The following is a 25,564-nucleotide window of genomic DNA, read 5'->3' on the forward strand; positions in this document are numbered from 1 at the left end:
CTTTGTACTTATATTAACCCAGCCCTTTTCAACAAAGCTTCTACCTTCGGTTCCTGACCTCTGAATTTTTTATACAATTCCATAGGTAATTCGGTGCCGCCTTTTGAAAGTACGTTGTCTTTGAATTTGGTTGCCACTTCTTTGTTAAAAATGCCATTCTCTTGAAAATAAGCAAACGCATCAGCATCTAAAACTTCTGCCCATTTGTAGCTGTAATAACCAGAAGAATAACCACCTTGGAAAATATGAGAAAACGATGTGCTCATACAATTTTCTTCTACATCCGGATATAAAGAGGCGATTTCCATAGCTTGCTTTTCAAATGCTTTTACATCTTCTATTGTTTGAACTTTTGCATGAAATGCTATGTCTAAAATTCCAAAACTCAATTGGCGTAATGTTGCCATTCCTTCTAAGAAACTGGCACTTTCTTTAATTTTTTCTACATAATGTTGAGGAATAATTTCGTCTGTTTCATAATGTTTGGCAAATAAAGCCAATGCTTCGGGTTCGTAACACCAGTTTTCCATCACTTGACTTGGTAATTCCACAAAATCCCAATAAACCGATGTTCCAGACAAACTTGGATACGTTGTATTGGCTAACATGCCGTGTAATGCATGACCAAATTCGTGAAATAATGTCGTTACTTCATTAAAAGTCAACAATGACGGTTTTGTTTCGGTTGGAGGTGTAAAATTACAAACGATAGAAACATGAGGTCGTTCGTTGATTCCGTCCTTAATATATTGTGGTTTAAAAGAGGTCATCCAAGCGCCATTTCGTTTTCCTTTTCTTGGGAAGAAATCCGAATAGAAAACAGCAACTAAATTTCCTTCAAAATCCAATACTTCAAAAGTTTGTACATCGACATGGTATTTGTCAATATCAAAAACTTCTTTGAAAGTAATTCCGAATAACTTTTCAGCAATCGTGAAAGCACCATTCAATACATTTTCCAATTTGAAATACGGTTTCAACAATTCATCATCCAAACTAAATAATTTTTGTTTCAATTTTTCCGAATAATACGCGCCATCCCATTTTTCTAATTGGTCAATTCCGTCTAATTCTTTTGCGAAAGCGGTTAATTCAGCAAATTCTTTTTGAGCCGCTGGTTTTGCTTTTTCCAATAAATCATTCAAAAACGATTGTACCTTTTCTGGATTTTGCGCCATTCGTTCTTCCAAAACAAAATGCGAATGTGATTGATAACCCAATAAATTCGCACGCTTGTGACGTAATTCTACAATTCGTTTTACGTTTTCTTTATTATCGAATTCGTTATCTTGAAACGATTTTTTTCCTGCTGCAATTGCAATTTTTTTTCGCAATTCACGATTTTCTACATAAGTTACGAAAGGTAAATAACTTGGGAAATCTAAAGTAAAAACCCAACCTTCCAAATTTTTCGATTTTGCCAAACTTGCCGCCATTTCTTTAGCGCCATCAGGCAAACCTTTTAAATCGGCTTCATTGGTAATGTGTAATTGATAATTATTAGTTTCTGCCAAAACATTTTCTCCGAAAGTCAGTTTTATTTTGGCTAACTCGGTATCAATTTCGCGTAATTTTAATTTGTCTTCTTCATTAAGTAACGCACCATTTCTAGAAAAACCTTTGAATTTTTTATCTAATAAAGTCGCTTGTTCAGTTGTTAAATTCAAAGTGTTTTTTTGATCATAAACGGCTTTTACTCGTTTGAATAGGTCTTCGTTCAAAGCAATATCGTTACTAAATGCTGTAAGTAAAGGCGAAACTTCTTGCGCAATTTTTTGCATTTCATCACAAGTTTCAGCCGAATTCAAATTGAAGAAAATATTTGATAAACGATCTAATTGCTCTCCAGAATAATCCAAAGCTTCAATTGTATTCGAAAAAGTTGGTTTTTCTGTATTGTTTACAATGCTATTGATTTCATTACGAGCTAGTTCGATAGTTTTTTCAAACGCAACTTTGTATTCTGAAAGATTAATCTTACTAAACGGCGCTGTATTGTACTTTGTTGTAAATTTTTTTAAAAAATGTGTCATAAAAATTTGTTTTTATCGATAAAGTGTATAATTTTGTCGATGAAATGATGTAGGAACATCCTTTTTGCCCCAAATCAGAGAGAGAGTAGAATTTTTTTATAGTTGTCACTTAATTGTGAGTAGAAACCCCGAATTAGCAATAATTCGGGGTTTTCTATTTTTATTTTAATCCTTCCGAAGCTTTTAATACCGCTTGTTTCAAACCTTCTTTGTAGGTGATGATTTTATCTAAAACACATTTATCTGAACTTCCGATAATTTGTGCGGCTAAGATTCCAGCATTTTTTGCTCCGTTCAACGCAACAGTTGCTACAGGAACTCCGCCTGGCATTTGTAAAATCGATAAAACTGAATCCCATCCATCAATAGAATTGCTCGATTTTACAGGAACACCAATTACAGGAAGTGGCGACATAGAAGCAACCATTCCAGGTAAATGAGCCGCACCACCAGCACCAGCAATAATTACTGAAATACCTCTTTGGTGTGCGTTTTTACTGAAGTCAAATAATTTTTCAGGTGTTCTATGTGCCGAAACAATATCTACTTCGGTTTGAATATCAAATCCTTTTAATATGTCGATGGCTTCTTGCATTACCGGCATATCCGAAATGCTTCCCATGATGATAGCTACTTTACTCATGTTTTATTGTTCTTGTTTTTTTGTTTTCGGTTAAGTTTTTTCCATTTTTTAAATCCGACAGCATCATCTCTAATTTCTTTCATCCACTTTTTGCCATAAGTTTTTTTTAGATAATCAAATATTATCATATTATAACTTTCAGCACATAGACTATTTATACATCCTTGTTCGAAAAAGTAAATGTTATATTTCTTTTCAAAAGAATCATCATTACTAAATCTGATGGGCGATGCTCCTCCATTTAGAAAAATAAAAACACGTTCATTCTTAATATCTTCTTCAACTATTGGATTTATAGAATTGCAATCGATTTCAAGTAATATTTTATTTACATTACTTTCATCGATAGCATCTTGAAATGATTTATTTTGACCATAACTCATGCTCAAACTTATCAATATGAAGAAAAATATTATTTTATTTATCATTTTCAAATTGACACATTGTCTTATTGGCTAATTACTCTAATTGAATTCTTCACTTCCTCTGCAATTCTTCTTGCTTCCGTCATGTCTTCATTTACAATTGTAACGTGTCCCATTTTTCGGAAAGGTCGGGTTTCTCTTTTTCCGTAAATATGTGGAGTTACGCCATCAATTGCCATGATTTTTTCGATGTTTTCGTAAACTACTTGTCCAGAAAAACCTTCTTCACCAACCAAATTTACCATAATACCGGCAACTTTGCTATCGGTGTTTCCTAAAGGTAAGTTTAAAATCGCACGTAAATGGTTTTCGAATTGTGAAGTATAGCTCGCTTCAATGGAATAATGTCCAGAATTATGTGGGCGAGGAGCAACTTCGTTTACCAAAATTTCATCGTCTTCTGTTTGGAACATTTCCACAGCTAATAGTCCAACGTGATTGAAAGCTTCTGAAACTTTTAAGGCAACTTCGGTAGCTTTTTGCGCTACTTTTTCGTCAATTCGAGCTGGACAAATTACATATTCTACTTGATTGGCTTCTGGATGAAACTCCATTTCTACAACTGGATAGGTTTGCACTTCGCCAGAAACTGAACGCGCTACAATTACCGCCAATTCATTTTTGAACGGAACCATTTCTTCAGCAATACATTCTACATCTGGTAATTTTACCAAGTCTAATGCAGAGCGACAAATTTTAACGCCATTTCCATCGTAACCAAATTGCGCACATTTCCAAACAAACGGAAATTCTAATTCGTCTTTGGCTAAAGCGTTTCTCAAATCGTTTAAGTCAACAAATCTTTGGTGTGGCGAAGTGGGAATATCGTTTGAAACGTAATAATCTTTTTGTTTTCCTTTGTTTTGAATCAAACGTAAGGTTTTTGGCGAAGGGTAAATCGGTAGTCCTTCTTCTTCCAGTTTATCTAATGCATCTAAATTTACATTTTCAATTTCGATCGTTAACAAATCGACCATTTTACCAAATTGGTAAACCGTATCAAAATCCATTAAACTGCCTTTGTAAAATCCGTTGCAACTATATCGTGCTGGAGCTTCTTCGCTTGGTTCTAAAACTAAAGTTTGAATATCGAATTTTCGAGTTTCGGTCAAAAGCATTTTCCCTAATTGACCTCCTCCTAAAATTCCTAATTTAAAATCAGAAGAAAAATAATTCATTTTGTTGTAGTTATTTTTAATTCGATTCCTCCTTTATATTATCGGAATCGTTGTGTGTTGTTGTTTGTGTTGCAAAGATACTTAGACAATTGATAATTAACAATTGATAATTAACAATTTGTTACTTATTGAGTTTTTTTAATAGATTTCTTGTTGCTGCTTGATAAGCAGGGGAATGGTTGGAATAATCTTGCGAAATGATGGTTTTTAATTCGTCGTGAACCCAATTGTATTTCTTTCCTAAAACAAAAAGTGCTTTCATGTCATACACTTTTGAAGCTACTTTTTCTTCCTGAATTAGTCTGTCTATTAAGGCTTCAATTAAATTATGCTCTTGTTCTTGCGTTAGCGAAATGCCATTTTTTCGATGATTACTTTTAGCAAGAAAATAGGCGATTTTTGTTGCTGGTCGTAATGCAGAATCGTCTTTTATTTTAGGAAGGATGTTACAGAAGTCTTCAATATAAGGAACAAATTGTTTTAATTTTTTTTCACAAACCAAATCCAAACTCCAAAATGCTTTTACATGTAATTCATTATTGATATCAAATGCGAATGTTATCATTTCGCTGAGATGATTTTCATTTTTCATTGCAAAATTGCTTACCATTTTTCGGCTTGCTACATGGCAAGTACTTGCTTCAATTTTCTGATACATCTGAGTTTTCATTTGGTAAATATATCAAATTTGCAAAAAAGTTGAAATACTTTGGAGCTATTCGGTTGACTTTCTTAAATTTGTTGTTTATTTATAAAACTAACCTAAAGTGATACAACTACACGATAAAAAATTTGAAGTTTTTATCTCGGGAGAGGAGATTAACTTCGCCATTGAAAACATGGCCAAACAAATTGAAGATGATTTTTGTGATGACGTTCCGGTATTTGTAGGTGTTTTAAACGGTTCTTTTATGGTTGTGGCCGATTTGCTAAAAAAATACAGTCATAACTGTGAAGTTTCGTTTGTAAAAATGGCATCTTATGAAGGAACACAAACTACAAATGAAGTAAAGCAATTGATTGGTTTGAACCAAGATTTAGAAGGTCGTTCTGTAATTATTGTAGAAGATATTGTAGATACAGGAAATACTATTGAAGAATTAAAAGCAATTTTTAAACAACATAAGGTTAAGCATTTTAAAATTGCTACGTTATTTTTAAAACCTGAAGCTTATAAAAAAGACATTAAGTTGGATTATGTAGGTATTCGTATTCCAAACCGTTTCATCGTTGGTTATGGTTTAGATTACGATGGATTAGGAAGAAATTTAAAAGACATTTATCAATTATCTGTATAAAGAAAACAGAAAAAGAGAATAGAGTAAAGACAAAAAAAAATTAAACACAACAAAAACAATGATTAATATCGTATTATTTGGTAAACCTGGAGCAGGAAAAGGAACACAAGCCGATTTTTTAAAACATAAATATAATTTAGTGCATTTATCTACTGGAGATATTTTCAGATTTAACATGAAAAACGACACTGAATTAGGGAAATTAGCAAAATCATACATCGATAATGGTGATTTGGTTCCAGATGAAGTAACCATTAATATGTTACAAGACGAAGTAGAGAAAAATCCACAAGCTAAAGGATTTTTATTTGATGGTTTTCCAAGAACAATTGCTCAGGCTGAAGCTTTAGATAAATTTTTAGAAAGTAAAAATCAAGAAATCACAGCTACAGTTGCTTTAGAAGCCGATGATGAAATCTTAGTAAAACGTTTGTTAGAAAGAGGAAAAACTTCAGGAAGAGCAGACGATCAAGACGAAGAGAAAATCAGAAATCGTTACCAAGAGTACAATGAAAAAACAGCGCCATTAATGGATTTTTATAAAGCGCAACATAAGTTTTATGCTGTTGATGGGATAGGAACTATCGAAGAAGTTACTGAAAGATTAAGTTTAGTTTTAGATACATTTTAATGATAAAATAAGGCCCGAGAGATAAATTTCGGGCTTTCATTTTTTTTTTAGATATTTGCAAACGGAAAAGAGCGATTTCTTAAAACGGAATATTGCTCTTTTTTTGTAATTTTAACTATGGAAATTTTAATTATTCTTTTTCTTATTGTCTTGAATGGCGTTTTTTCAATGTCGGAAATCGCATTGATTTCGGCTAGAAAGAATCGACTAGAAACTGCGGCTAAAAAAGGAAATAAAAATGCTAAAGCCGCTTTAGATTTAGCCAATTCACCAAACGAATTTTTGTCAACCGTTCAAATTGGAATTACCTTAATTGGAATTTTAACGGGTATTTATTCAGGAGATAAAATCACGACTGATGTTCAAAATTTTGTTTCAGGGTTTGAAGCATTAAAACCGTATTCGGAATCAATTGCTGTTGGAATTGTAGTTGTAGTGTTAACCTTTTTCTCTCTAGTTTTAGGAGAATTATTGCCAAAAAGAATCGGTTTGAATTATCCTGAAGGAATTGCAAAAGCAGTTGCTGTTCCAATGAAATTGGTTTCAACAGTTACGATGCCTTTTATTTGGTTACTAACAACTTCTACAGAGTTTTTATTGAAAATTTTTCAAATAAAACCAACAGCTGATGGAAAAGTTACGGAAGAAGAAATTAAGGCAATTATAAAAGAAGGTACTGAAGTTGGAGAGGTTCAAGAAATTGAACAAAATATAGTAGAGCGAGTTTTTCATATTGGAGATAGAAAGGTAAATTCGTTAATGACGCATCGAAAATCGATTGTTTATTTGTCATACGAAGATACAATTGAAGAAATCAAAGCAAAAGTTTTAGACGAATTACACTCGGTTTATCCCGTTTGTGAAGATAATTTAGATGATGTAGAAGGAGTGGTTTCTTTAAAAGATTTGTTTGCTAGTTTTGAGCAGGGTAGTTTTGATTTGAAGAAAATTACTCAAGAGCCTGTTTATTTTATCGAACACACTTCGGCTTACAAAGCGTTAGAAAATTTCAAAAAAACGAAAGTGCATTACGCATTAGTTACCGATGAACACGGAGTTTTTCAGGGAATTATCACTTTGAATGATATTTTAGAAGCCTTGGTAGGTGATGCAGCAGATTTCTACGAAGATGAGTTTAAATTAGTAGCAAGAGAAGATGGCTCTTGGTTAGTTGATGGTCATTATTCGTTACATGATTTCTTAACTTATTTTGATATGGATGAGTTAATTGGAGATTATGATGTTACCACAGTAAGTGGGTTAATTATAACGGAATTAGGAGTAATTCCAAAACAAGGACAAAAGTTAATTTGGAACAAATTAGAGTTCGAAGTTATCGATATGGACGGTGTTAAAATTGATAAAGTTTTAATCACCAATTTAAAAGAATAAAACAATGACAGAGGGAAATTTTGTAGACTACGTAAAAATATATGTTTCTTCCGGAAAGGGAGGAAAAGGTTCGTCGCATTTACATAGAGAAAAGTTTATTGAAAAAGGTGGTCCTGATGGAGGAGATGGAGGCCGTGGTGGACACGTATATATCAAAGGAAATAAAAATCTTTGGACGCTTTTTCATTTGAAATTCATGAAGCATATGCGTGCTGGTCATGGAGGAGATGGAGGAAGTTCTAGAAGTACAGGACATGATGGAGAAGATAAAATTATTGAAGTACCATTAGGAACAGTTGTAAAAGATCAAGAAACAGGTGATGTTTTGTTTGAAATTACAGAACATGATGAGATGAAAATTCTAGCAGAGGGCGGAAAAGGTGGTTTAGGAAACTGGCATTTTAGAAGTGCTACGAATCAAACACCTCGTTATGCACAACCTGGTATGCCTGTAAAAGAAGTTGATGTTACTTTGGAATTAAAAGTATTAGCAGATGTTGGGTTAGTAGGTTTTCCAAATGCCGGAAAATCGACTTTACTTTCTGTGTTAACTTCGGCTAAACCAAAAATTGCAGATTATCCTTTTACAACTTTAAAACCAAATTTAGGAATTGTAGCTTACAGAGATTTCCAATCGTTTGTAATGGCCGATATTCCTGGAATTATTGAAGGTGCAGCGGAAGGAAAAGGATTAGGACATTATTTCTTAAGACATATTGAGCGTAATTCTACGTTATTGTTTTTAGTTCCAGCTGATGCAACAGATATTAAAAAAGAATACGAAATTCTATTGGATGAGTTACGTAGATATAATCCAGAAATGTTAGACAAAGATCGTTTAGTGGTTATTTCAAAATGTGATATGTTAGACGACGAATTAAAATCGGAATTGAAAAAACAATTGGATAAAGAGTTAAAAGGAACACCTTATATGTTTATTTCATCTGTTGCCCAACAAGGTTTGCAAGAATTGAAAGACAAATTGTGGCAAATGCTAAATGCTGAGGAAAAATAAAAAAAAATATAAAAAGTAAGAAAAAGCATCTTCTATTAGAAGGTGCTTTTTTATTTTTAAATCAGTTTATATAATAAAAAGTTAAAATTAACTCAATCTAATCTGATTTTGAAATGATAATTTTAACGAAATCGTATTTTTAAGTATATTCGCCTCACAAATCAAAAGAACACAGATTTATTATGAAAAAATTATTATTATTTGTCGTTTCTGCTATTATGCTTGTGCCAGCTTCGGTAAAAGCAGATGAAGGAATGTGGTTTTTAATGTTCATTGAGCGTTTAAATCACCGCGACATGCAAAAAATGGGCTTGCAATTAACAGCCGAAGAAATTTACAGTATTAATAACCACAGTTTAAAAGATGCAATCGTGCAATTTAACGGTGGATGTACTGCTGAAATGATTTCAAAAGACGGATTAGTTTTAACCAATCACCACTGTGGGTATGATGCAATTGCAGAATTATCTTCAGCAGAAAAAAACTATTTAAAAAATGGATATTGGGCAAAAAACAGAGCTGATGAATTAAAACCTTCAAGTTTATATGTACGTTTCTTTGTGCGTATGGACGATTGTACAAAAAGAATCTTATCTGTTGTAAATCCTAGTATGAGCGAAGCAGATAGAGAAAAAGCTATTAATGCTGAAATCGCTAAAATTGAAAAAGAAAACAACGAAGGTGGAAAATATACCGTTTCTGTTCGTCCATTTTTCCAAGGAAATGAATATTACTATTTCGTTTACCAAGATTATAAAGACGTTCGTTTAGTAGGAACTCCTCCAGAAAGTTTAGGAAAATTTGGTGGTGATACAGACAACTGGGAATGGCCTCGTCACACTGCTGATTTCTCTTTATTCAGAGTTTATGCTGATGCAAATGGAAATCCAGCAGATTATTCAACTAACAACGTTCCATTAAAACCAAAACATCATTTACCAGTAAATATTGGAGGAGTTAAAGAAAATGACTTCGCTATGATTTTAGGTTATCCAGGTAGAACTAACCGTTGGATGCCAGCAGGTGGAATTGAGCAAAACGTAAAATTTGCTTACCCAGCTTGGGTTGAAGGTTCAAAAGTGGGTATGGACAATATGAAAAAATATATGGTTCAATCGGAAGCTTTAAATCTTGTTTATGCTTCAAAATTTGCTGGTGTGGCTAACTACTGGAAAAACCGTCAAGGAATGATTGATGCGTTGACTAAATTTGGTACAGCTAAAACAAAAGCAGCTCAAGAAGCTAAATTCCACAAATGGGCTAATAAACCAGAGAACAAAGCAAAATACGGAAATGTTGTGCCTACAATCAATAAATATTATGCAATGACGAATGAGAAATCTCGTCATGACAATTATTTAATGCAGTTATTGAGAACTTCAGCTTTCGGAACTGTTAGTAGAGGTTTAGGAAGACAATTAGAAGCGTATGCTAAAGCTGATGCTACAAAAAGAGCACAAATGGCTCCAGCTATTTTAGAAATGGCTCAAGGAATGCACAGTGAATTACACATTCCTGCTGAAAAAGATATCTTAGCTGCTCAATTGAGTTTGTATAGTAAAAAAGCAGGTTATACTTTAGCGCCAATGGTTGAAAAATTAGCTAAAGAAAACAATGGTGATTTTACAAAATATGTAAATGCTGCTTTTGATTTAAGTATTTTTACTTCTGTTGATAGAGTAAAAGCATTCTTAGATTTACCATCAGAAGAATTAGTTAAAAATGATCCATTAAACGTTTTATCTAATGATTTATTAAATCATTATAGCGCAAGAAGTGAGGAATTAACTAAAGCACAAAACGATTTTGGAGCATCTTTCCGTTTATTAGTTGAAGGATTAAGAGAATCTAAAATTGGTGAAATCAAATATCCAGATGCAAATTCAACTTTACGTTTAACTTATGGAAAAGTTCGTGCTTTACCTGCTGACAAACGTAATGATGCAACAATCAACAACTACACTACTTTAGCTGGTCAAGTTAAAAAATACAAAAAAGGTGATTTAGAATTTGATTTACCTACAAAAGTATTAGACATGAGCGCTAAAAAAGAATATGGTCGTTATGCAGATAAAGACGGTTCTTTACACGTTTGTTTCTTAACAGATAATGATATTACTGGTGGTAACTCAGGTTCTCCAGTATTAAACGGAAAAGGGGAGTTAATCGGTTTAGCATTTGATGGAAATATCGAAGCTATGGCAGGTGACGTAATCTTCGACAAAAAATTACAAAGAACAATTAACGTTGATATTCGTTATGTGTTATGGGTAATTGAGAATTTCTCAGGTGCTAAACACATTGTAGACGAAATGACTATTGTGAAGTAATTTCTAAATAAAAACAATTAAAACGACTTGATTTCTCAAGTCGTTTTTTTATGCGTAATATCCAAAATCATTTCACTATTTTTGAAAAATGAAAATCATTCAAATCTTTTTTCTAATGTTTTCGTTTTCAGTCTTTTCACAATCAACGTTTGAAAAGGCAGAGAAATTGTATGCTCAAAAAAAATACAACGAAGCCGAGAAACTATTTTCTGAACATTTGAAATTACAACCCAATCATGCTAAAGCTATAGAATTTCTTGGCGATATTGCTGGACATCAAAAAGATTGGGATGCTGCGATTACCAACTATAAGAAACTAAAAGTTAGTTATCCCAAAAACGCTAATTATTGGTACAAATATGGTGGCGCATTGGGAATGAAAGCTAAAAATTCTAATAAATTTAAGGCTTTAGGGATGATTGATGAAGTAGAAGAATCCTTTTTAACCGCTGCCAAATTAGATACAAAGCATATCGATACGCGTTGGGCATTAGTTATGTTATACATCGAATTGCCCGGAATCATTGGCGGAAGCGAAAAAAAAGCCCAAAAATATGCCGATGAATTAATGGCACTTTCAAAAGTAGATGGTTATTTGGCAAAAGGTTATATCGATGTATATTTTGAACGCTATACAAAAGCGGAAATCAATTATAAAAAAGCACACGAAATTGGTAATTCAAAAACTACTTTTGAAAAATTATATGACTTATATTTGAACAAGTTGAAAGACAAAGCAAAAGCAAATAAGTTAAAAGAACAATTTGAAAACAAATAGTGTAATTGTTATAATGTTGAATCGTTTAATCGATTTGACAAATTAACAGTTTAACAATTCGACATAAAAATGAGAACACACTTTATAGCAATTGGCGGAGCAGCCATGCACAATTTAGCATTAGCATTACACAACAAAGGATATCGTGTAACGGGTAGCGATGATGCTATTTTTGAACCATCAAAATCACGTTTAGAGAAAAAAGGTTTATTGCCAGCCGTAGAAGGTTGGTTTCCAGAAAAAATCACAACCGATATCGAAGCAATCATTTTGGGGATGCATGCTAAAGCGGATAATCCGGAATTGTTGAAAGCACAAGAATTAGGTTTGAAGATTTATTCTTATCCTGAATTTTTATACGAACAATCAAAAAACAAAACCCGAGTTGTTATAGGTGGTTCACACGGAAAAACCACAATTACTTCGATGATTTTACATGTAATGCATTATCATAATGTTGAAGTAGATTATATGGTAGGAGCACAGTTAGAAGGTTTTGATACGATGGTACATTTAACCGAAGACAACGATTTTATAGTATTAGAAGGCGATGAATATTTGACTTCACCAATCGATTTGCGACCAAAATTTCATTTGTACCAACCTAATATTGCGTTGTTATCTGGAATTGCTTGGGATCATATCAATGTGTTTCCAACATTTGATAATTACGTTGAACAATTTAGAATTTTCGCTAACCAAATCACTCGTGGCGGAATTTTAGTTTATAATGAAGAAGACGAAGCTGTAAAATCAGTAGCCGAAGAAACGGAAAATCCAATTAGAAAAATTGCCTACCAAACACCTAGTTATTCAGTTGAAAACGGAACTACATTATTAGATACACCAGAAGGTCCAATGCCAATTGAAGTTTTTGGGGCACATAACTTGAGTAATTTAGCCGGTGCAAAGTGGATTTGCCAATGCATGGGTGTTGACGAAGCCGAATTTTACGAAGCTATTGCAAGTTTCAAAGGTGCTTCAAAACGATTAGAAAAAATTGCAGAAAGTGCTAATAAAGTTGCCTACAAAGATTTTGCGCATTCACCAAGTAAAGTTGCTGCCACTACCAAAGCCGTAAAAGCACAATATCCGGATAGAAAATTAGTTGCTTGCTTAGAATTACACACGTATAGCAGTTTAAATGCCGAGTTTTTAAAAGAATACCAAGGAGCTTTAGATGCAGTTGATGTTGCGGTTGTTTTCTATTCACCCGATGCAGTAAAAATTAAACGTTTGGAAGAAGTTACCTACGACCAAATTGCACAATCGTTTCAAAGAGAAGATTTAATCATTTACACTAATCCAGTCGAATTCAAAGACTTTTTATTCAGCCAAAATTTAGAAAATTCCGCTTTACTATTAATGAGCTCAGGAAATTACGGTGGATTGAATTTTGATGAGGTGAAAGGGTTGATTAAATAAATGGAGAAAGAAATTTTATATAATTCGAAAATTGCTTGGTATTCATATCTGAATACTTTGTTGTTAATTCTTTCAGTTTCAGTTTTTACTTATGTTGATTATTTAGGTTCAGAAAAAGTTAATTTATATTTAATAGCAGTATTGATTATTACCTTTTTATATTGTATTCATTATTTGAAATATTTTACGGTTTCGAATAACGAATTATCAATTATAAGACCTTTTTGGTTTGTTAGAAAAAAAGTTTTTCAGAAAACTCAAATTGAACAGATTCGATTTTATAATAATAAATCAGGAAATTTTGGAGGTAGATTTATGAATATAAAATTAAAGAATAATCATGATATTGTAGATTTTAGGATTGAGTTCACTAAAAAGCAAAGAGATTTATTTGTAAATTCATTGCAAAATTACAATTTCAATGTTTGGAATGAATTAAAGCAATAGAATTAAACGCTATTTTGTCACTCCGAAGGAGTCTCTTTGGTTACTCAAATTATGAGATTCCTACGGAATGACAAGTTTGCGGTTATTTTCCATACCTAAAATGCCCAACAATTTTCCAACTCAGCAAGCAGTCTTCTAAAACTTGTCCGCTTCCTACGTTGTGCACTATCATAAGGTTTCCATTTTCAGATTTTAAGTGCGTTACAATGCCAATATGCGGTAATTTATCACCAATCATCCATGTGACTAAATCACCTGCTTTATAATCGTTTGGATTTTGAGTAATCGGTAAAGTTGTTCCTTTTCGAGCGAAGAAAATTTCTAAATTCGGAACTCTTCTGTGGTCGATGTTTTTATCGGTAGTTTTCAAACCCCATTTTTTTAAATTGGGATACAAAGAAAAATTCGCTTTCATGTCTTCATGAACTTCTTTCTGTAAATCGATTCCCAATTTTCTATAGGTACGGATTACTACATCTGTACAAACGCCCGTTTTTGCAGGAACATCACCATTTGGATATTTTATCCCAACATAATCCGGAGTATAAATCACTTCAGGATCAATTATCGAAATCGCTGCATTGGATAGTTTTTCATAGAAATCAGTTGGGTTTTCTATGAGTAGTGTTGTTGGTTTTGATTCCGATATGTTTTCAGCACTTGTTTCAGGTTTTTTACATCCAAAAGAAAAACATATTAAAAGAAGAGGAAGAATTAGCTTCATGTTTTATTTATGGTTTGTTGATTTAAACGCAATTTTTAAGCCATTTATTTTGAGGTGTTTAAAAAATTAATTTACTTTGTTTTTATAAACGCCAAAATAAAATTTTATGTACACGCCAATCAATCAATGGGCCGAAGATGATCGCCCACGTGAAAAATTTCTTCTTAAAGGTAAAGCTACCTTATCTGATTCCGAATTACTTGCTATTTTAATTGGTTCTGGTTCTCGCAATGAGAGTGCAGTACAATTGTGTCAGCGTATTTTAGCAGCTTCAAAAAACAATTTAAATGCTTTAGGGAAAATGTCGGTTTCCCAACTTATGCAGTTCAAAGGGATTGGGGAAGCTAAAGCCATTTCAATTGCTGCAGCCTTAGAACTTGGAAGAAGACGAAGAGCTGAAGATGCTGTAGAACTAAGTAAGATTACTTCAAGTAAAGCTGTTTTTGAAATCATGCAACCCATAATTGGCGAATTACCACATGAAGAATTTTGGGTGTTATATCTAAACAATTCTAATAAGGTAATTTACAAAGCCCAACTCTCAAAAGGCGGAATTACAGGAACTGTTGTAGATATTCGATTGATTTTTAAAATTGGTTTTGAACAAAATGCAACGGGAATAATCTTAACCCATAACCATCCTTCTGGAAAATTAATGGCTAGTGAAGCCGATATTCAAATTACTAACAAGATTAAAAGTTCAGGTAAAATTTTAGAAATTAATGTTTTGGATCATGTGATAATTACTGAAAATGGTTATTTGAGTTTTCAGGACGAAGGGATTTTTTGATTCAAAACACATAGTCACATAGTTATTTTATTATGAACAAAAAGTATATTGATGATTTGTCGTTTCAAATAATTGGAGCGGCAATTGAAGTAAATAAAAATTTGGGAGCGGGTTTGTTAGAATCTGTATATCACGAATGTATGAAAGAAGAGTTGCGATTGAGGAAAATAAATTTTCACACAGAGAAAATAGTGCCTATTATATACAAAGGAAAGCAACTTGAAACAAATTTAAGATGTGATTTGTATATAGAAAATCTTATTGTAGTAGAATTGAAATCCACTATAGATATGCATAAAGTTTTTGAGTCTCAAATTCTAACTTATATGAATTTACTTAATGCTCCAAAAGGGATTTTGATAAATTTTAATTGTAAAAATATTTTCAAAGAAGGACAAAAAACATTTGTAAATGAAATCTACAGAAATTTACCATAAATCTATGTTTTTCTATTGTTATAGTGAAACGTCTTTTGCACGCCAGCATAAACTTATGTGCCTATGTGTTTAAAAATAAACTAACACATAGTCACATAGTTTTTTAATTAAAATTTTTCATTGAGAATTTTGCGAAAAATCTTAGCGCTCTTTTCGTTTAATCCAACAATTATGGAAATTTTAAGATTACATAATTTTTTATCTTATCGATAAACTGTATTTTTATAAAAAATTTACAATATGAGAAATATCAAACTTATAGTTGCAACACTTTTAGTAACAATTTCGGCATCTGCACAGTTTACGCAAAAGGCATTACCATATGCTTACAATGCTTTAGAACCTTTTGTTGATGCACAAACTATGGAAATTCATTACAGCAAGCATCATGCTGGATATGTTAAAAATTTAAATGCAGCTTTAGCTGGAACGGCTGATGAAAAATTAAGTTTAAATGAAATTTTCGCAAAAGTTTCATCTATGTCAACTGCTGTTAGAAATAATGCTGGTGGTCACTACAATCACGAGTTGTTTTGGTCGGTTTTAACACCAGAGAAAAATACCAAAATGTCTGCCGAATTAGAAAAAGCAGTAAATGAAACTTTTGGAGGTTTAGACGGATTGAAAGAAAAATTAAACGCTGCTGGAGCTACACGTTTTGGTTCAGGTTGGGCTTGGTTAGTTGTAACTAAAGAAGGAAAATTAGTTGTTTGTTCAACGGCTAATCAAGATAATCCATTAATGGATAACGCAGAAGTAAAAGGAACACCAATCTTCGGAATTGATGTTTGGGAACATGCTTATTATTTAAAATATCAAAATAAGAGAGGTGACTATTTATCTGCTTTATGGAATGTGGTAAACTGGACAGAAATAAGTAAAAGATATAAAGCGGCAATGCCAAAACCAGATACTTTTGCTTCTTGGCCTGAAATTAAAGCTTTTCATAAAGTAATGTCGCAAACTTTCCACCCAAGCGAAGAAGGAAACTTACAGCCAATAAAAGAAAGAAGTGCTGAAATGGCTGAAAAAGCAAATGCTTTAAAAATTACTAAAATTCCTGCGCAATTTAATAAAAAAGAAATTGTAGCAGCAGTAAATAAATTAGCAAAAGATAGTAAAGCTTTAGATAAATTAGTTAAAGCAAAAGCATCTGATGATAAAATTACAAAGGCTTTAAACGGATTACACGACACTTTTCATACGATTGTAGGATTGTGTACTCATGAAGAAGAATAAATATTGAATTTGATTTGAAAAAACCTTGTGCTCGTTATAAAGCGCAAGGTTTTTTATTAAAGTTTAATTGAGAAATTTTTCTTTGTAATTTATTATATTGCATCATTAAAATTAATGTTGGTTGAACTATGATTAGCACCAAAAAAATAACCTTTTCTTACAATAAAGATCAACTGTTTCATATGCCCGATTTGCATTGCGATGCAGGAAGCACTATTTTGATAACAGGTGATTCTGGTAAAGGAAAAACAACTTACTTGCATATTTTAGCAGGTCTATTAAAACCTAAAACAGGAGAAATTGTAATAGATAATACAGATATTGTTTCTTTATCTGAGAAAGCAACCGATAAATTTAGAGGAAAACACATTGGAGTTGTTTTTCAAAAATCACATTTCATTGGCGCTTTAACTGTTTTGGAAAATTTAGAAATGGCAAGTTGGTTGGCTACTGGAAAAAAACATACCAAAAGAGCAAAGAAATTATTAGAACAATTGGGAATCGAGAACCAAGCGTCTAAATTGCCTTCACAATTGAGTATTGGACAACAACAACGTGTTTCAATTGCACGTGCATTAATGAACGAACCAAAAGTTTTATTAGCCGATGAACCTACATCGAGTTTGGATGATAAAAATGCAGAAAAAGTAATTGAGTTGTTAACATCATTGTCTAAAGAATATAAAGCTGCTCTGTTAATTGTAACACATGACAATAGAATTAAAGAGCGATTTATAAATAAAATTACCTTAGTATGATAGCAAAACTAGCTTGGAAAAATATTTGGTTTAAACCATTAAATACCATCTTGAGTGTTATTTTACTAACCTCGAGTGTTGCTATTATTACGACTTTAGTATTGGTGGAAAAGCAATTTGAAGAAAAATTTTCGAGTAATATTGACGGAGTTGATTTGGTAATGGGAGCGCAAGGAAGTCCATTACAGTTGATTTTGTCTGCAGTTTATCAAGTTGATTCACCAACTGGAAATATCAGTTACGATTCGGCAAAGGTTTGGATGCAACATCCGTTTGTTCAGAAAGCGATTCCATTAGCATTTGGAGATAATTATCGTGGTTATAAAATCTTAGGAACAACTCCTGATTATTTAGATAAATACGGAGCTAAAATTTCTGAAGGAAAAATATTCGAAAAGAATTTTGATGTAGTTGTCGGAAGTGATATTGCTCAAAAATTGAGTTTAAAAGTAGGAGATGAGTTCTTTGGATCTCATGGTGATGCGGCTGAAGGAGAAGTTCATGATCATTTTGCTTACAAAGTTGTGGGTATTGCTAAACCAACAGGAAAAGTGGTAGATAATTTGATTTTATGTACAATTCCAAGTGTATGGCAAATGCATGGCGGACATGAAGAAAATGCAAATCCAGTTCATGGTGAAGAAGGTCACATTCATGAAGAAGGTGAGGAGCATCATGAAGAAACAGATATGACTTTAGCAGAACCTGGAATGGAAATTACAGCTGTTTTATTAAAGTTTAGAAACAAAATGGGCATCGTAACTTGGCCAAGAATCATTGCTCAAAATACTAAAATGCAAGTGGCTTCACCTGCAATTGAAGTAAATCGTTTGTTTTCTTTATTTGGAATAGGAATTTCAGCTTTACAATATTTGGCTTACGGAATTATGTTGATTTCTGGAATTTCAATTTTTATTGCATTGTACAATACATTGAAAGAAAGAGAAAATGAATTTGCCTTAATGCGTGTAAATGGCGCTAAAAGATTACAGCTTTTAAAAGTAGTTATGATTGAAAGTTTACTTTTATGTATTGTTGGATTTGCTTTTGGTACGATTTTGGGAAGAGTAGGATTGAGCTTGTTGTCAAATTCAGCGGAAGAAGATTTCAAAATGAGTTTTAATCCGTACGAATTTGTATGGGAAAAAGAAGGAACATTATTTTTACTAACTATATTTGTAGGCTTCATAGCGGCATTAATTCCTGCAGTGAAAGCATACAATTTAAATATTTCAAAAACATTAGCAAATGCGTAATTATATTAAATTAAGTTTGGCTTTAGTTGTTTTCATTTCGATGATGAGCTTTTCAAATCGAACAGTTTCTCCAATGAAATCTGAAAGCAAAACAACAATGGCAATAGATACATTAACTTGGAAATTGTTAGGCGATATCAAATATGTAAGAAAAAAACATGCTACTTATGGAGAGGTTGAATTTCCTCAAGTAAACATGAAATTAAAAATGATGCAAAAGAAACCAGTTGTTATGAGTGGATTCATTGTGCCTATCGACAATAAAAACTATGCATTAAGTAAAAATGTATTTGCAGCTTGTTTTTTCTGTGGAAAATCGGGACCAGAAACTATTGCAGGTATTAAATTTAAAGGCGGCGCTTTTCCTAAGTTGAAAACTGATACTTATGTAACGTTAAAAGGAACTTTTAGATATAATGAAACGGATGTTGAAGATTGGATTTACCATATCGAAGACGCAGTAATTGTTTCTCAAAGTAAATAATTTAGAAGCCCAATTGTTTGGGCTTTTTTTAATCATTAAAAGATAGTAAAGTGATTACTTTCAAACATAAAAAACATCTCTTTTTCGATTTAGATCACACGCTTTGGGATTTTGATAAAAATTCAGGTCATGCATTTGATACAATTTTTAAAAATCAAGGCTTTGATATTTCGTTAACCGATTTTTTAAATATTTATATTCCAAGAAATCAACATTATTGGAAGTTATATCAAGTAAATAAGATTTCGCATGAAGATTTACGTTATTATCGTTTAAAGGATGTTTTTGATGCATTACAATTTCAAGTTTCAGATGAAATGATACACCATCTTTCGGAAGAATATATCAAGTATCTTCCCGAGTACAATCATTTGTTTGATGGTGCTATTGAAGTTTTAGATTATTTAAAACCAAAATATCAATTGCATATTATTACCAACGGATTTGCTTCAGTTCAAACCAAAAAAATGAAAAATTCCAAAATTGATCATTATTTTGAAACGATTACCAATTCAGAATTAGCTGGAGTTAAAAAACCACATCGAAACATATTTGATTTTGCATTATCTTTGGCAAAAGCATCAAAGGAAGAAAGTTTGATGATTGGCGATAGTTATGAAGCCGATGTTATTGGAGCACAAGAAGCAGGTATTGAAGCTGTGTTTTTTAATGAGCAAAATAGTAAAGTTGAAAAGCCAGTTTTTCAAATAAATCATTTATTAGAATTAAAAAAAATATTATAAAGATGAAGAAGTTAGTATTGTTATTTGTTTTGTTTGTTAGTATATTTTCATTTGGACAAGAAAGTTATAAATACGTAATTGTTCCTAAAAAGTTTAATTTTTTTAAAGAAGAAAACAAATACAATTTAAATTCAATCACGAAGTCTTTCTTTGAGAAGGAAGGATTTCAAGTTGTTTATGATACAGATCCGTTTCCGGCTGATTTAGCTGCTAATAGATGTTCTGCTTTATATGTAAATGTTTTAGAAAAAAGTAATATGTTAAAAACAAAGATTACTTTTGAAATTAAAGATTGTCAGAATAGATTGGTTTTAACTAGCAAACAAGGAGAGTCGAGAGATAAAGAATATGAAAAGGCTTATAATGAATCATTCAGAACTGCTCTAGTAAGCATGCGTGGACTTTTGAAAATCAAACCTACGGAAATTGAAGTTGTAAAATCTGAAGAAGTTCCTGCTGTAGTAGTTGTGAATGAGAATAAACAAAAGCCAACTCCTAATGCAACTGTTATTGTAAATGAAAACCAACTTTTTGCTATTCCAACATCAAATGGATTTAAATTAGTTGACGCGGAACCTAAAACAATTATGATTTTAAAATCTTCTTCAGTAGAAAATGTTTTTATTGCTCAAAAAGGAGCTTTGTCTGGAGTTTTATTAAAGAATAATAATAGTTGGTTTTTCGAATATTACAATGCTGAAAAATTAGTTTCTGAAAAATTAGAGATTAAGTTCTAGTATCCATACTTATCTTTCCATCTATTTTTTAAAAATTGACGTAATTCTTTTTCTCGAGCATTTTCGCCAGGTTCAAAGAATTTAGTTTCCGAAATTTCGGTTGGTAAAAATTCTTGTTCAGCAAAGTTATTAGGATAATCGTGTGAATATTTATATTCTTCACCATAACCCAATTCTTTCATTAATTTGGTAGGAGCGTTGCGTAAATGAATTGGAACAGGTAAATCGCCTGTTTGTTTTACCATTTGTTGGGCTTTTCCAATAGCCATATAACTTGCATTGCTTTTGGCTGACGAAGCCAAATAAATGGCACATTGGCTCAAAATAATACGACTTTCAGGATAACCAATAGTTGTTACGGCTTGAAAAGTATTATTTGCCATTATCAAAGCTGTAGGATTTGCATTTCCAATATCTTCACTGGCTAAAATCAGCATTCTTCGAGCAATGAATTTTACATCTTCACCACCTTCAATCATTCGTGCTAGCCAATACACAGCGCCATTAGGATCGCTACCACGAATCGATTTTATGAAAGCTGAAACTATATCGTAATGTTGTTCACCAGTTTTGTCATACAATATCGTATTCTTTTGAACCAATTGCATTACTTTATCATTTGTAATCTCAATTTCGTCTCCTTCAGTTGCATTGACAACCAATTCGAAAATATTTAATAATTTTCTTCCATCACCACCAGAAAGACGTAATAATGCTTCCGTTTCTTTTAAATGGATTTCTTTTTTTAGAAGTTCCACATCGGTTTTCATAGCGCGATGTAATAACGCTTCCAGATCGTCTTTGGTAAACGCATTTAAAACATAAACCTGACATCTTGACAATAATGCAGGAATAACTTCAAAGCTCGGATTTTCAGTTGTTGCACCAATTAAGGTAACCCAACCTTTTTCAACCGCAGCTAATAACGAATCTTGTTGTGATTTACTAAAACGATGAATCTCATCTATAAATAAAATCGGATTTTTTGCGGTAAATAAACCACTACTTTGTTTTGCTTTGTCGATAACTTCGCGAATGTCTTTTACTCCAGAATGTATAGCGCTTAATTGATAAAATGGGCGCTTACTTTCTTGCGCCATGATTTGAGCTAAAGTTGTTTTTCCAGTTCCTGGAGGACCCCACAAAATCAAACTTGGAATCAAACCTTTTGCAATTTGTTGCGTTAACGAACCATCAGGACCAACAAGATGTAATTGGCTGATGTAATCTGATAATTCTTGTGGACGAATGCGTTCGGCTAATGGTTGATTCATGTCGTAAAATTACAATTTTATGACAAATGTGCATAGAAATATTTTTGGCTTTATCTTTGAATTCATTCAACTATGGAAAAACATCACGATAATCCTTTTCAGTTTACAAAATCGGTAATTTTTTTGCCATTGTTTTTTGTTTTGTCTTTGTGGTTAATCTTTTGGTATGAAATGCATTTTAATGAGAGCTTGTCTCATTTTGGAATTTATCCAAGAGAAGCTTTTGGATTAAAAGGAATTCTATTCAGTCCATTTTTACATGGTGATATTGAACATTTGGCTAATAATTCATTAGCATTATTAATATTATTGCCTATTTTGAGATATTTCTACAAGGAACAGTCGTTTGTAGTATTGTTTTTAGGGATTATTTTTTCAGGATTAGGTACTTGGTTGTTAGGACGGCCTAGTTATCATATTGGCGCAAGTGGACTAATTTATGCATTGGTGAGTTTTATATTCTTTAAAGGAATTTTTACTAAATATTATAGATTAGTTGCCTTGTCTTTTTTGATTGTAATTTTATATGGTGGAAGTGTTTGGTATATGTTTCCGAATATTAAAGAAGGCATTTCGTGGGAAGGACATTTAGCTGGTTTTCTTGTAGGATTGGCTTTAGCTTTAGTCTTAAAAACACCCCAATTTTCAAAACCGATTTTCTACGAGTGGGAAAAACCCGATTTCAATCCAGAACTCGATCCTTTTATGAAAAATTTCGATGAAAAAGGAAATTTCAATCCACCTCCAAAACCAGAAGATGTGATTCGAGAATATTTTACTTCTTCAATGAGAGTAGTTTATGAGTTTTTAGGAGGGAAGAAATAATTAAAAAAAATGCTTCTGAATTTAGAAGCATTTGGTTGAATATTTTATGAGATTACATTCTCTGTCTCAAAGCTTCATATAAAAAAGCACCACAAGCAACCGATACATTTAATGATTCGATTGTGCCAAACATTGGTAATTTTGCTTTTTCATCTACAATTTTCAACACAGAAGGGTTAACTCCTCTATCTTCGCTACCCATAATAATTGCAACTCCTTCGTTGAAGTTGATATCGTAAATATGCTGTTCTGTTTTTTCAGTTGCAGCTACGGTTTTAATTCCTGAGCCTTGTAAATAGAAAATAGCATCTTTAATATGGTCTACTTTACAAATAGGAACGTTAAAAACAGCACCAGCTGAAGTTTTAACTGTATCGCCATTTACAGGAGCAGAACCTTGTTTTTGGATAATGATTCCGTCAACACCTGTACATTCTGCAGTTCTAATGATTGCGCCAAAGTTACGCGCATCAGACAATTGATCTAAAATTAGGAATAAAGGTTTTTTGCCGGTTTCAATAACACCTTCTACTAAAGTCTCAAGTGAAACAAAAGAAATAGGAGCAATGGTTGCTATTGCGCCTTGGTGGTTATTTGGTGTTAATCGGTTAAGTTTTTCGACAGGAACGTATGAAAAGTTGATGTTGTTTCTTTTCATTGTTTTCATCAAATCTTGCATCAAGTCTCCTTGAGCATCTTTTTGAACGAATACTTTGTCGATTTCTTTTTTTGCATTAATAGCTTCAATTATCGCTCTAATCCCGAATATTTGGTTGTCTTTTTCCATGGGACAAAGGTATAAAAAAACCACTTCAATTGAAGTGGTTTTTAATTTATGTTTTTTAACTCGTTTGAGTTATTTTTTCAAGTTTCTTCTGTTTCCTGTTCTCTTTGCTTTTCTTCCGTTGAAAACTACTTGATTATCTGGGTTTGTAATTGTGAAATTATGACCCACTTTAGTGATTTCAAATGTTATAATAGCATTAGAGTTTCCATCGTCTAAACCTCCTTGATCCATTGGGAAATATGAAGAAATATCTTCAGTTTCTAAAAGCGGGATACCAGGTTTGTTGAAAGTAACAGAAGCTGGGATGTTGATTGGTTGGAAATAACCTGAAGTTGTCCAAAGACTCACATCTAGATAGTAAGTTCCGTCTGGCATTGAAGTACTTAAAGTTAATTGCTCAGGACAATCATTATAGCTATAATCGATATAATCAAAATTACTGTCTAGTAATTCTAAATCCATATCTAAATCACAGTTGTCAACCATTGTTCCGCCATCATCAAATGTTCCAGCCCAATTTAAATCAATAACTAAATCACTAGAATTTTCAATATTGATATCGAAAACTAAATCACCTACAGTTCCTAATAACGTTCTGTTTGATACAACTTTTAATTTTAAGTTTTCAGTGCTTTCGATTTCTAAATCATTAAGTAATGAAATGTCAAGGCTATAACTCGTTGTATAAGCAGGGATTTCAAAAATGTAACCTACTGGTCCGCCATTTTCTTCAATCGCTACACAATCTGGATCGTTACTACGGCAACCTGGAATAGAATAATCTTCTAAATCAGTTGCAGTACTTTCGTCAAGCATTACCAAACGATATTCGATAGGTTTGTTAATAGCTTTGTCTAACGTAAAATTAAGTGTTACAACGTCTCCCTCTTTAGCAGTATAGCTAGTTGTACTAGAAGTTAAAACTGGTTTTACATTGTGTCCTAAATTAACATCGTCGTCATTACAACCAGTAAGCATTACAATCGACGAAAAAAGTGCGGTTGTAAATAGAAGTTTTATGATATTTATTTTTTTCATGTTTAATCAATATTAAATTTTAGTGTATACCGCCGTAAAAGTTCTCTGATACGTTCCAGAAGAGAAACCTCTAATAGAATAGTACATTGTGATTGAAACTACTTCTCCAGTAATTGGATCTAAAGTTACCGAACCAGAGTCGCTATCACCTTCAACTAAATTTGAGTAATAATCACCTAAGTATTGTTCTTCAATTTGGATAGATTGACAAACATCATTGAAAACAAACCCGTCTCTAGGAGCACCTGAACCAGTTAAGTCTCCATTTCCATAAGGGCCTGTTGAAGAAGTTACATATTGACCGATACCAATTTGTGTGATTACTTCATTAGGGAAGTAATAAGTCGTGTTGTTGTCAGTTCTAGTTACTTCTAAATCGTATATTCCAGCTAAGTTTGATTCACATTTAGCAATTGTAATTGTAATTTGTTTTTTATTGTTAGCAACTACTGATTTTTCAGAATCAGTACCATCTAAATTGATTACAATTGTTTTTGGTGTATTTCCAGGAAGTACAGATGGATTAATCGTAATAGGAATTTGAGTGAAATTTGCTCCTGCTGCTAAAGTTGTTGTATTTCCAGAAATAGTATAATCTGTTCCTTGAATAGCTGTACTACTTGGATCAATAGAGAATGTAATCACAATGTCTTCATTTGAAGGAGTTCCGTCATTACCACCTATAAAATTGATTTTTTCATTTATTAAGTAAGGATCAGTATCAGCTCCTGTAAAGATAAACGAATTAAAACTTCTACTGAATCCTACAACTCTAGCTCCAGTTGCCATGTTTTCATCATCGTCTTTAACACACGATGTTACCATTAAAAGTGCAAAAATTGCTAATGATATATTTTTAATTTTTTTCATATTTCTT

Annotated in this window: 26 protein-coding genes and 1 pseudogene; 17 read left to right on the top strand and 10 right to left on the bottom strand. The window is 32.4% G+C overall.

Going from position 1 to position 25,564, the window contains the following annotated elements; translation table 11 throughout:
• Nucleotides 1-8: 8 nt before the first annotated feature.
• From LOS89_RS02165 to LOS89_RS02185, 5 genes are all read right to left on the bottom strand, one after another.
• The gene (locus LOS89_RS02165) at nt 9-2,033 is read right to left on the bottom strand and encodes a M3 family metallopeptidase (RefSeq protein ID WP_231836085.1); all 2,025 of its coding nucleotides are present in this window, start codon (nt 2,031-2,033) and stop codon (nt 9-11) included.
• A 160-nt stretch (nt 2,034-2,193) separates the two neighbouring features.
• A complete protein-coding gene (purE, locus tag LOS89_RS02170; protein ID WP_231836086.1) occupies nt 2,194-2,676 on the bottom strand; it encodes a 5-(carboxyamino)imidazole ribonucleotide mutase in 483 nt (160 codons plus the stop codon).
• Nucleotides 2,673-3,104 (bottom strand): FEKKY domain-containing protein, encoded by a 432-nt coding sequence (locus LOS89_RS02175; protein ID WP_231836087.1) that lies wholly within the window; start codon nt 3,102-3,104, stop codon nt 2,673-2,675. The genes purE and LOS89_RS02175 overlap by 4 nt, the downstream gene beginning before the upstream one ends.
• Nucleotides 3,105-3,124: 20 nt before the next feature.
• Nucleotides 3,125-4,279 (bottom strand): 5-(carboxyamino)imidazole ribonucleotide synthase, encoded by a 1,155-nt coding sequence (locus LOS89_RS02180; protein WP_231836088.1) that lies wholly within the window; start codon nt 4,277-4,279, stop codon nt 3,125-3,127.
• 121 nt (nt 4,280-4,400) lie between these two features.
• The gene (locus LOS89_RS02185; RefSeq protein ID WP_231836089.1) at nt 4,401-4,937 is read right to left on the bottom strand and encodes a HEAT-like fold family protein; all 537 of its coding nucleotides are present in this window, start codon (nt 4,935-4,937) and stop codon (nt 4,401-4,403) included.
• Between the two features lie 109 nt (nt 4,938-5,046).
• Between LOS89_RS02185 and hpt the strand changes: the two genes are divergently transcribed.
• The 8 genes from hpt to LOS89_RS02225 all read left to right on the top strand — a co-directional run bounded on the left by hpt (nt 5,047) and on the right by LOS89_RS02225 (nt 13,595).
• Nucleotides 5,047-5,577 carry a hypoxanthine phosphoribosyltransferase gene (gene hpt, locus LOS89_RS02190; protein ID WP_231836090.1) on the top strand — a complete coding sequence of 177 codons (531 nt, stop codon included), beginning with the start codon at nt 5,047-5,049 and terminating at the stop codon, nt 5,575-5,577.
• Between the two features lie 58 nt (nt 5,578-5,635).
• A complete protein-coding gene (locus LOS89_RS02195) occupies nt 5,636-6,208 on the top strand; it encodes an adenylate kinase (protein WP_231836091.1) in 573 nt (190 codons plus the stop codon).
• A 168-nt stretch (nt 6,209-6,376) separates the two neighbouring features.
• A complete protein-coding gene (locus LOS89_RS02200) occupies nt 6,377-7,600 on the top strand; it encodes a hemolysin family protein (RefSeq protein WP_231837028.1) in 1,224 nt (407 codons plus the stop codon).
• A gap of 4 nt (nt 7,601-7,604) precedes the next feature.
• Nucleotides 7,605-8,615, top strand: a complete 1,011-nt coding sequence (gene obgE, locus LOS89_RS02205) for a GTPase ObgE (RefSeq protein ID WP_231836092.1) — start codon at nt 7,605-7,607, stop codon at nt 8,613-8,615.
• Nucleotides 8,616-8,797: 182 nt separating this feature from the next.
• Nucleotides 8,798-10,945 carry a S46 family peptidase gene (locus LOS89_RS02210; protein WP_231836093.1) on the top strand — a complete coding sequence of 716 codons (2,148 nt, stop codon included), beginning with the start codon at nt 8,798-8,800 and terminating at the stop codon, nt 10,943-10,945.
• 88 nt (nt 10,946-11,033) lie between these two features.
• On the top strand, nt 11,034-11,723 hold the full coding sequence (locus LOS89_RS02215; RefSeq protein WP_231836094.1) for a tetratricopeptide repeat protein: 690 nt from the start codon (nt 11,034-11,036) through the stop codon (nt 11,721-11,723).
• A gap of 69 nt (nt 11,724-11,792) precedes the next feature.
• Nucleotides 11,793-13,148 carry a UDP-N-acetylmuramate--L-alanine ligase gene (locus tag LOS89_RS02220; RefSeq protein ID WP_231836095.1) on the top strand — a complete coding sequence of 452 codons (1,356 nt, stop codon included), beginning with the start codon at nt 11,793-11,795 and terminating at the stop codon, nt 13,146-13,148.
• A complete protein-coding gene (locus LOS89_RS02225; protein WP_231836096.1) occupies nt 13,149-13,595 on the top strand; it encodes a hypothetical protein in 447 nt (148 codons plus the stop codon). It begins immediately after the preceding gene.
• Between the two features lie 82 nt (nt 13,596-13,677).
• Here LOS89_RS02225 and LOS89_RS02230 read toward each other — a convergent pair whose 3' ends face one another.
• On the bottom strand, nt 13,678-14,319 hold the full coding sequence (locus LOS89_RS02230; protein ID WP_231836097.1) for a DUF1287 domain-containing protein: 642 nt from the start codon (nt 14,317-14,319) through the stop codon (nt 13,678-13,680).
• 106 nt (nt 14,320-14,425) lie between these two features.
• On the opposite strand from LOS89_RS02230, the gene radC reads away from it, so the two are divergent.
• The 8 genes and pseudogenes from radC (at nt 14,426) to LOS89_RS02270 (ending at nt 20,763) form a co-directional block, all read left to right on the top strand.
• On the top strand, nt 14,426-15,109 hold the full coding sequence (gene radC, locus LOS89_RS02235; protein WP_231836098.1) for a RadC family protein: 684 nt from the start codon (nt 14,426-14,428) through the stop codon (nt 15,107-15,109).
• Nucleotides 15,110-15,141: 32 nt separating this feature from the next.
• Nucleotides 15,142-15,546 (top strand): GxxExxY protein, encoded by a 405-nt coding sequence (locus LOS89_RS02240; RefSeq protein ID WP_231836099.1) that lies wholly within the window; start codon nt 15,142-15,144, stop codon nt 15,544-15,546.
• Between the two features lie 240 nt (nt 15,547-15,786).
• Nucleotides 15,787-16,446 (top strand): annotated as a pseudogene (locus LOS89_RS02245) (superoxide dismutase); the annotation flags it as partial.
• A 467-nt stretch (nt 16,447-16,913) separates the two neighbouring features.
• The gene (locus LOS89_RS02250; protein WP_231836100.1) at nt 16,914-17,543 is read left to right on the top strand and encodes an ABC transporter ATP-binding protein; all 630 of its coding nucleotides are present in this window, start codon (nt 16,914-16,916) and stop codon (nt 17,541-17,543) included.
• The gene (locus tag LOS89_RS02255) at nt 17,540-18,799 is read left to right on the top strand and encodes an ABC transporter permease (protein ID WP_231836101.1); all 1,260 of its coding nucleotides are present in this window, start codon (nt 17,540-17,542) and stop codon (nt 18,797-18,799) included. Before LOS89_RS02250 ends, LOS89_RS02255 begins: the two co-directional genes overlap by 4 nt.
• Nucleotides 18,792-19,283: a hypothetical protein gene (locus LOS89_RS02260; RefSeq protein WP_231836102.1), complete on the top strand. Its 492-nt coding sequence runs from the start codon at nt 18,792-18,794 to the stop codon at nt 19,281-19,283. Before LOS89_RS02255 ends, LOS89_RS02260 begins: the two co-directional genes overlap by 8 nt.
• A 50-nt stretch (nt 19,284-19,333) precedes the next feature.
• Nucleotides 19,334-20,026 carry a YjjG family noncanonical pyrimidine nucleotidase gene (locus LOS89_RS02265; RefSeq protein ID WP_231836103.1) on the top strand — a complete coding sequence of 231 codons (693 nt, stop codon included), beginning with the start codon at nt 19,334-19,336 and terminating at the stop codon, nt 20,024-20,026.
• Between the two features lie 2 nt (nt 20,027-20,028).
• Nucleotides 20,029-20,763 (top strand): hypothetical protein, encoded by a 735-nt coding sequence (locus LOS89_RS02270; RefSeq protein WP_231836104.1) that lies wholly within the window; start codon nt 20,029-20,031, stop codon nt 20,761-20,763.
• Here LOS89_RS02270 and LOS89_RS02275 read toward each other — a convergent pair.
• Nucleotides 20,760-22,037 carry a replication-associated recombination protein A gene (locus tag LOS89_RS02275; RefSeq protein ID WP_231836105.1) on the bottom strand — a complete coding sequence of 426 codons (1,278 nt, stop codon included), beginning with the start codon at nt 22,035-22,037 and terminating at the stop codon, nt 20,760-20,762. The two genes, LOS89_RS02270 and LOS89_RS02275, sit on opposite strands and share 4 nt — an antisense overlap.
• Before the next feature lie 72 nt (nt 22,038-22,109).
• On the opposite strand from LOS89_RS02275, the gene LOS89_RS02280 reads away from it, so the two are divergent.
• Nucleotides 22,110-22,862, top strand: coding sequence for a rhomboid family intramembrane serine protease (locus LOS89_RS02280; protein WP_231836106.1), 753 nt, complete (start codon nt 22,110-22,112; stop codon nt 22,860-22,862).
• A 52-nt stretch (nt 22,863-22,914) separates the two neighbouring features.
• On the opposite strand, the gene rlmB is transcribed toward LOS89_RS02280, so the two are convergent.
• From rlmB to LOS89_RS02295, 3 genes are all read right to left on the bottom strand, one after another.
• Entirely contained in the window at nt 22,915-23,649 is a 735-nt protein-coding gene (gene rlmB / locus LOS89_RS02285; RefSeq protein WP_231836107.1) for a 23S rRNA (guanosine(2251)-2'-O)-methyltransferase RlmB, read from the bottom strand.
• A gap of 69 nt (nt 23,650-23,718) precedes the next feature.
• Nucleotides 23,719-24,687 (bottom strand): hypothetical protein, encoded by a 969-nt coding sequence (locus LOS89_RS02290; RefSeq protein WP_231836108.1) that lies wholly within the window; start codon nt 24,685-24,687, stop codon nt 23,719-23,721.
• A 12-nt stretch (nt 24,688-24,699) separates the two neighbouring features.
• A complete protein-coding gene (locus tag LOS89_RS02295) occupies nt 24,700-25,557 on the bottom strand; it encodes a hypothetical protein (RefSeq protein ID WP_231836109.1) in 858 nt (285 codons plus the stop codon).
• Nucleotides 25,558-25,564 lie beyond the last annotated feature (7 nt).

This window comes from Flavobacterium channae (assembly GCF_021172165.1).
Lineage (GTDB): Bacteria > Bacteroidota > Bacteroidia > Flavobacteriales > Flavobacteriaceae > Flavobacterium > Flavobacterium channae.

Bases quoted from the DNA above. Each gene is read 5' to 3' on its own strand.
- LOS89_RS02165 (WP_231836085.1), bottom strand. From the start codon at position 2,033: ATGACACATTTTTTAAAAAAATTTACAACAAAGTACAATACAGCGCCG.
- purE (WP_231836086.1), bottom strand. From the start codon at position 2,676: ATGAGTAAAGTAGCTATCATCATGGGAAGCATTTCGGATATGCCGGTA.
- LOS89_RS02175 (WP_231836087.1), bottom strand. From the start codon at position 3,104: ATGATAAATAAAATAATATTTTTCTTCATATTGATAAGTTTGAGCATG.
- LOS89_RS02180 (WP_231836088.1), bottom strand. From the start codon at position 4,279: ATGAATTATTTTTCTTCTGATTTTAAATTAGGAATTTTAGGAGGAGGT.
- LOS89_RS02185 (WP_231836089.1), bottom strand. From the start codon at position 4,937: ATGTATCAGAAAATTGAAGCAAGTACTTGCCATGTAGCAAGCCGAAAA.
- LOS89_RS02195 (WP_231836091.1), top strand. From the start codon at position 5,636: ATGATTAATATCGTATTATTTGGTAAACCTGGAGCAGGAAAAGGAACA.
- LOS89_RS02200 (WP_231837028.1), top strand. From the start codon at position 6,377: ATGTCGGAAATCGCATTGATTTCGGCTAGAAAGAATCGACTAGAAACT.
- obgE (WP_231836092.1), top strand. From the start codon at position 7,605: ATGACAGAGGGAAATTTTGTAGACTACGTAAAAATATATGTTTCTTCC.
- LOS89_RS02210 (WP_231836093.1), top strand. From the start codon at position 8,798: ATGAAAAAATTATTATTATTTGTCGTTTCTGCTATTATGCTTGTGCCA.
- LOS89_RS02215 (WP_231836094.1), top strand. From the start codon at position 11,034: ATGAAAATCATTCAAATCTTTTTTCTAATGTTTTCGTTTTCAGTCTTT.
- LOS89_RS02220 (WP_231836095.1), top strand. From the start codon at position 11,793: ATGAGAACACACTTTATAGCAATTGGCGGAGCAGCCATGCACAATTTA.
- LOS89_RS02225 (WP_231836096.1), top strand. From the start codon at position 13,149: ATGGAGAAAGAAATTTTATATAATTCGAAAATTGCTTGGTATTCATAT.
- LOS89_RS02230 (WP_231836097.1), bottom strand. From the start codon at position 14,319: ATGAAGCTAATTCTTCCTCTTCTTTTAATATGTTTTTCTTTTGGATGT.
- radC (WP_231836098.1), top strand. From the start codon at position 14,426: ATGTACACGCCAATCAATCAATGGGCCGAAGATGATCGCCCACGTGAA.
- LOS89_RS02240 (WP_231836099.1), top strand. From the start codon at position 15,142: ATGAACAAAAAGTATATTGATGATTTGTCGTTTCAAATAATTGGAGCG.
- LOS89_RS02250 (WP_231836100.1), top strand. From the start codon at position 16,914: ATGATTAGCACCAAAAAAATAACCTTTTCTTACAATAAAGATCAACTG.
- LOS89_RS02255 (WP_231836101.1), top strand. From the start codon at position 17,540: ATGATAGCAAAACTAGCTTGGAAAAATATTTGGTTTAAACCATTAAAT.
- LOS89_RS02260 (WP_231836102.1), top strand. From the start codon at position 18,792: ATGCGTAATTATATTAAATTAAGTTTGGCTTTAGTTGTTTTCATTTCG.
- LOS89_RS02270 (WP_231836104.1), top strand. From the start codon at position 20,029: ATGAAGAAGTTAGTATTGTTATTTGTTTTGTTTGTTAGTATATTTTCA.
- LOS89_RS02275 (WP_231836105.1), bottom strand. From the start codon at position 22,037: ATGAATCAACCATTAGCCGAACGCATTCGTCCACAAGAATTATCAGAT.
- LOS89_RS02280 (WP_231836106.1), top strand. From the start codon at position 22,110: ATGGAAAAACATCACGATAATCCTTTTCAGTTTACAAAATCGGTAATT.
- rlmB (WP_231836107.1), bottom strand. From the start codon at position 23,649: ATGGAAAAAGACAACCAAATATTCGGGATTAGAGCGATAATTGAAGCT.
- LOS89_RS02290 (WP_231836108.1), bottom strand. From the start codon at position 24,687: ATGAAAAAAATAAATATCATAAAACTTCTATTTACAACCGCACTTTTT.
- LOS89_RS02295 (WP_231836109.1), bottom strand. From the start codon at position 25,557: ATGAAAAAAATTAAAAATATATCATTAGCAATTTTTGCACTTTTAATG.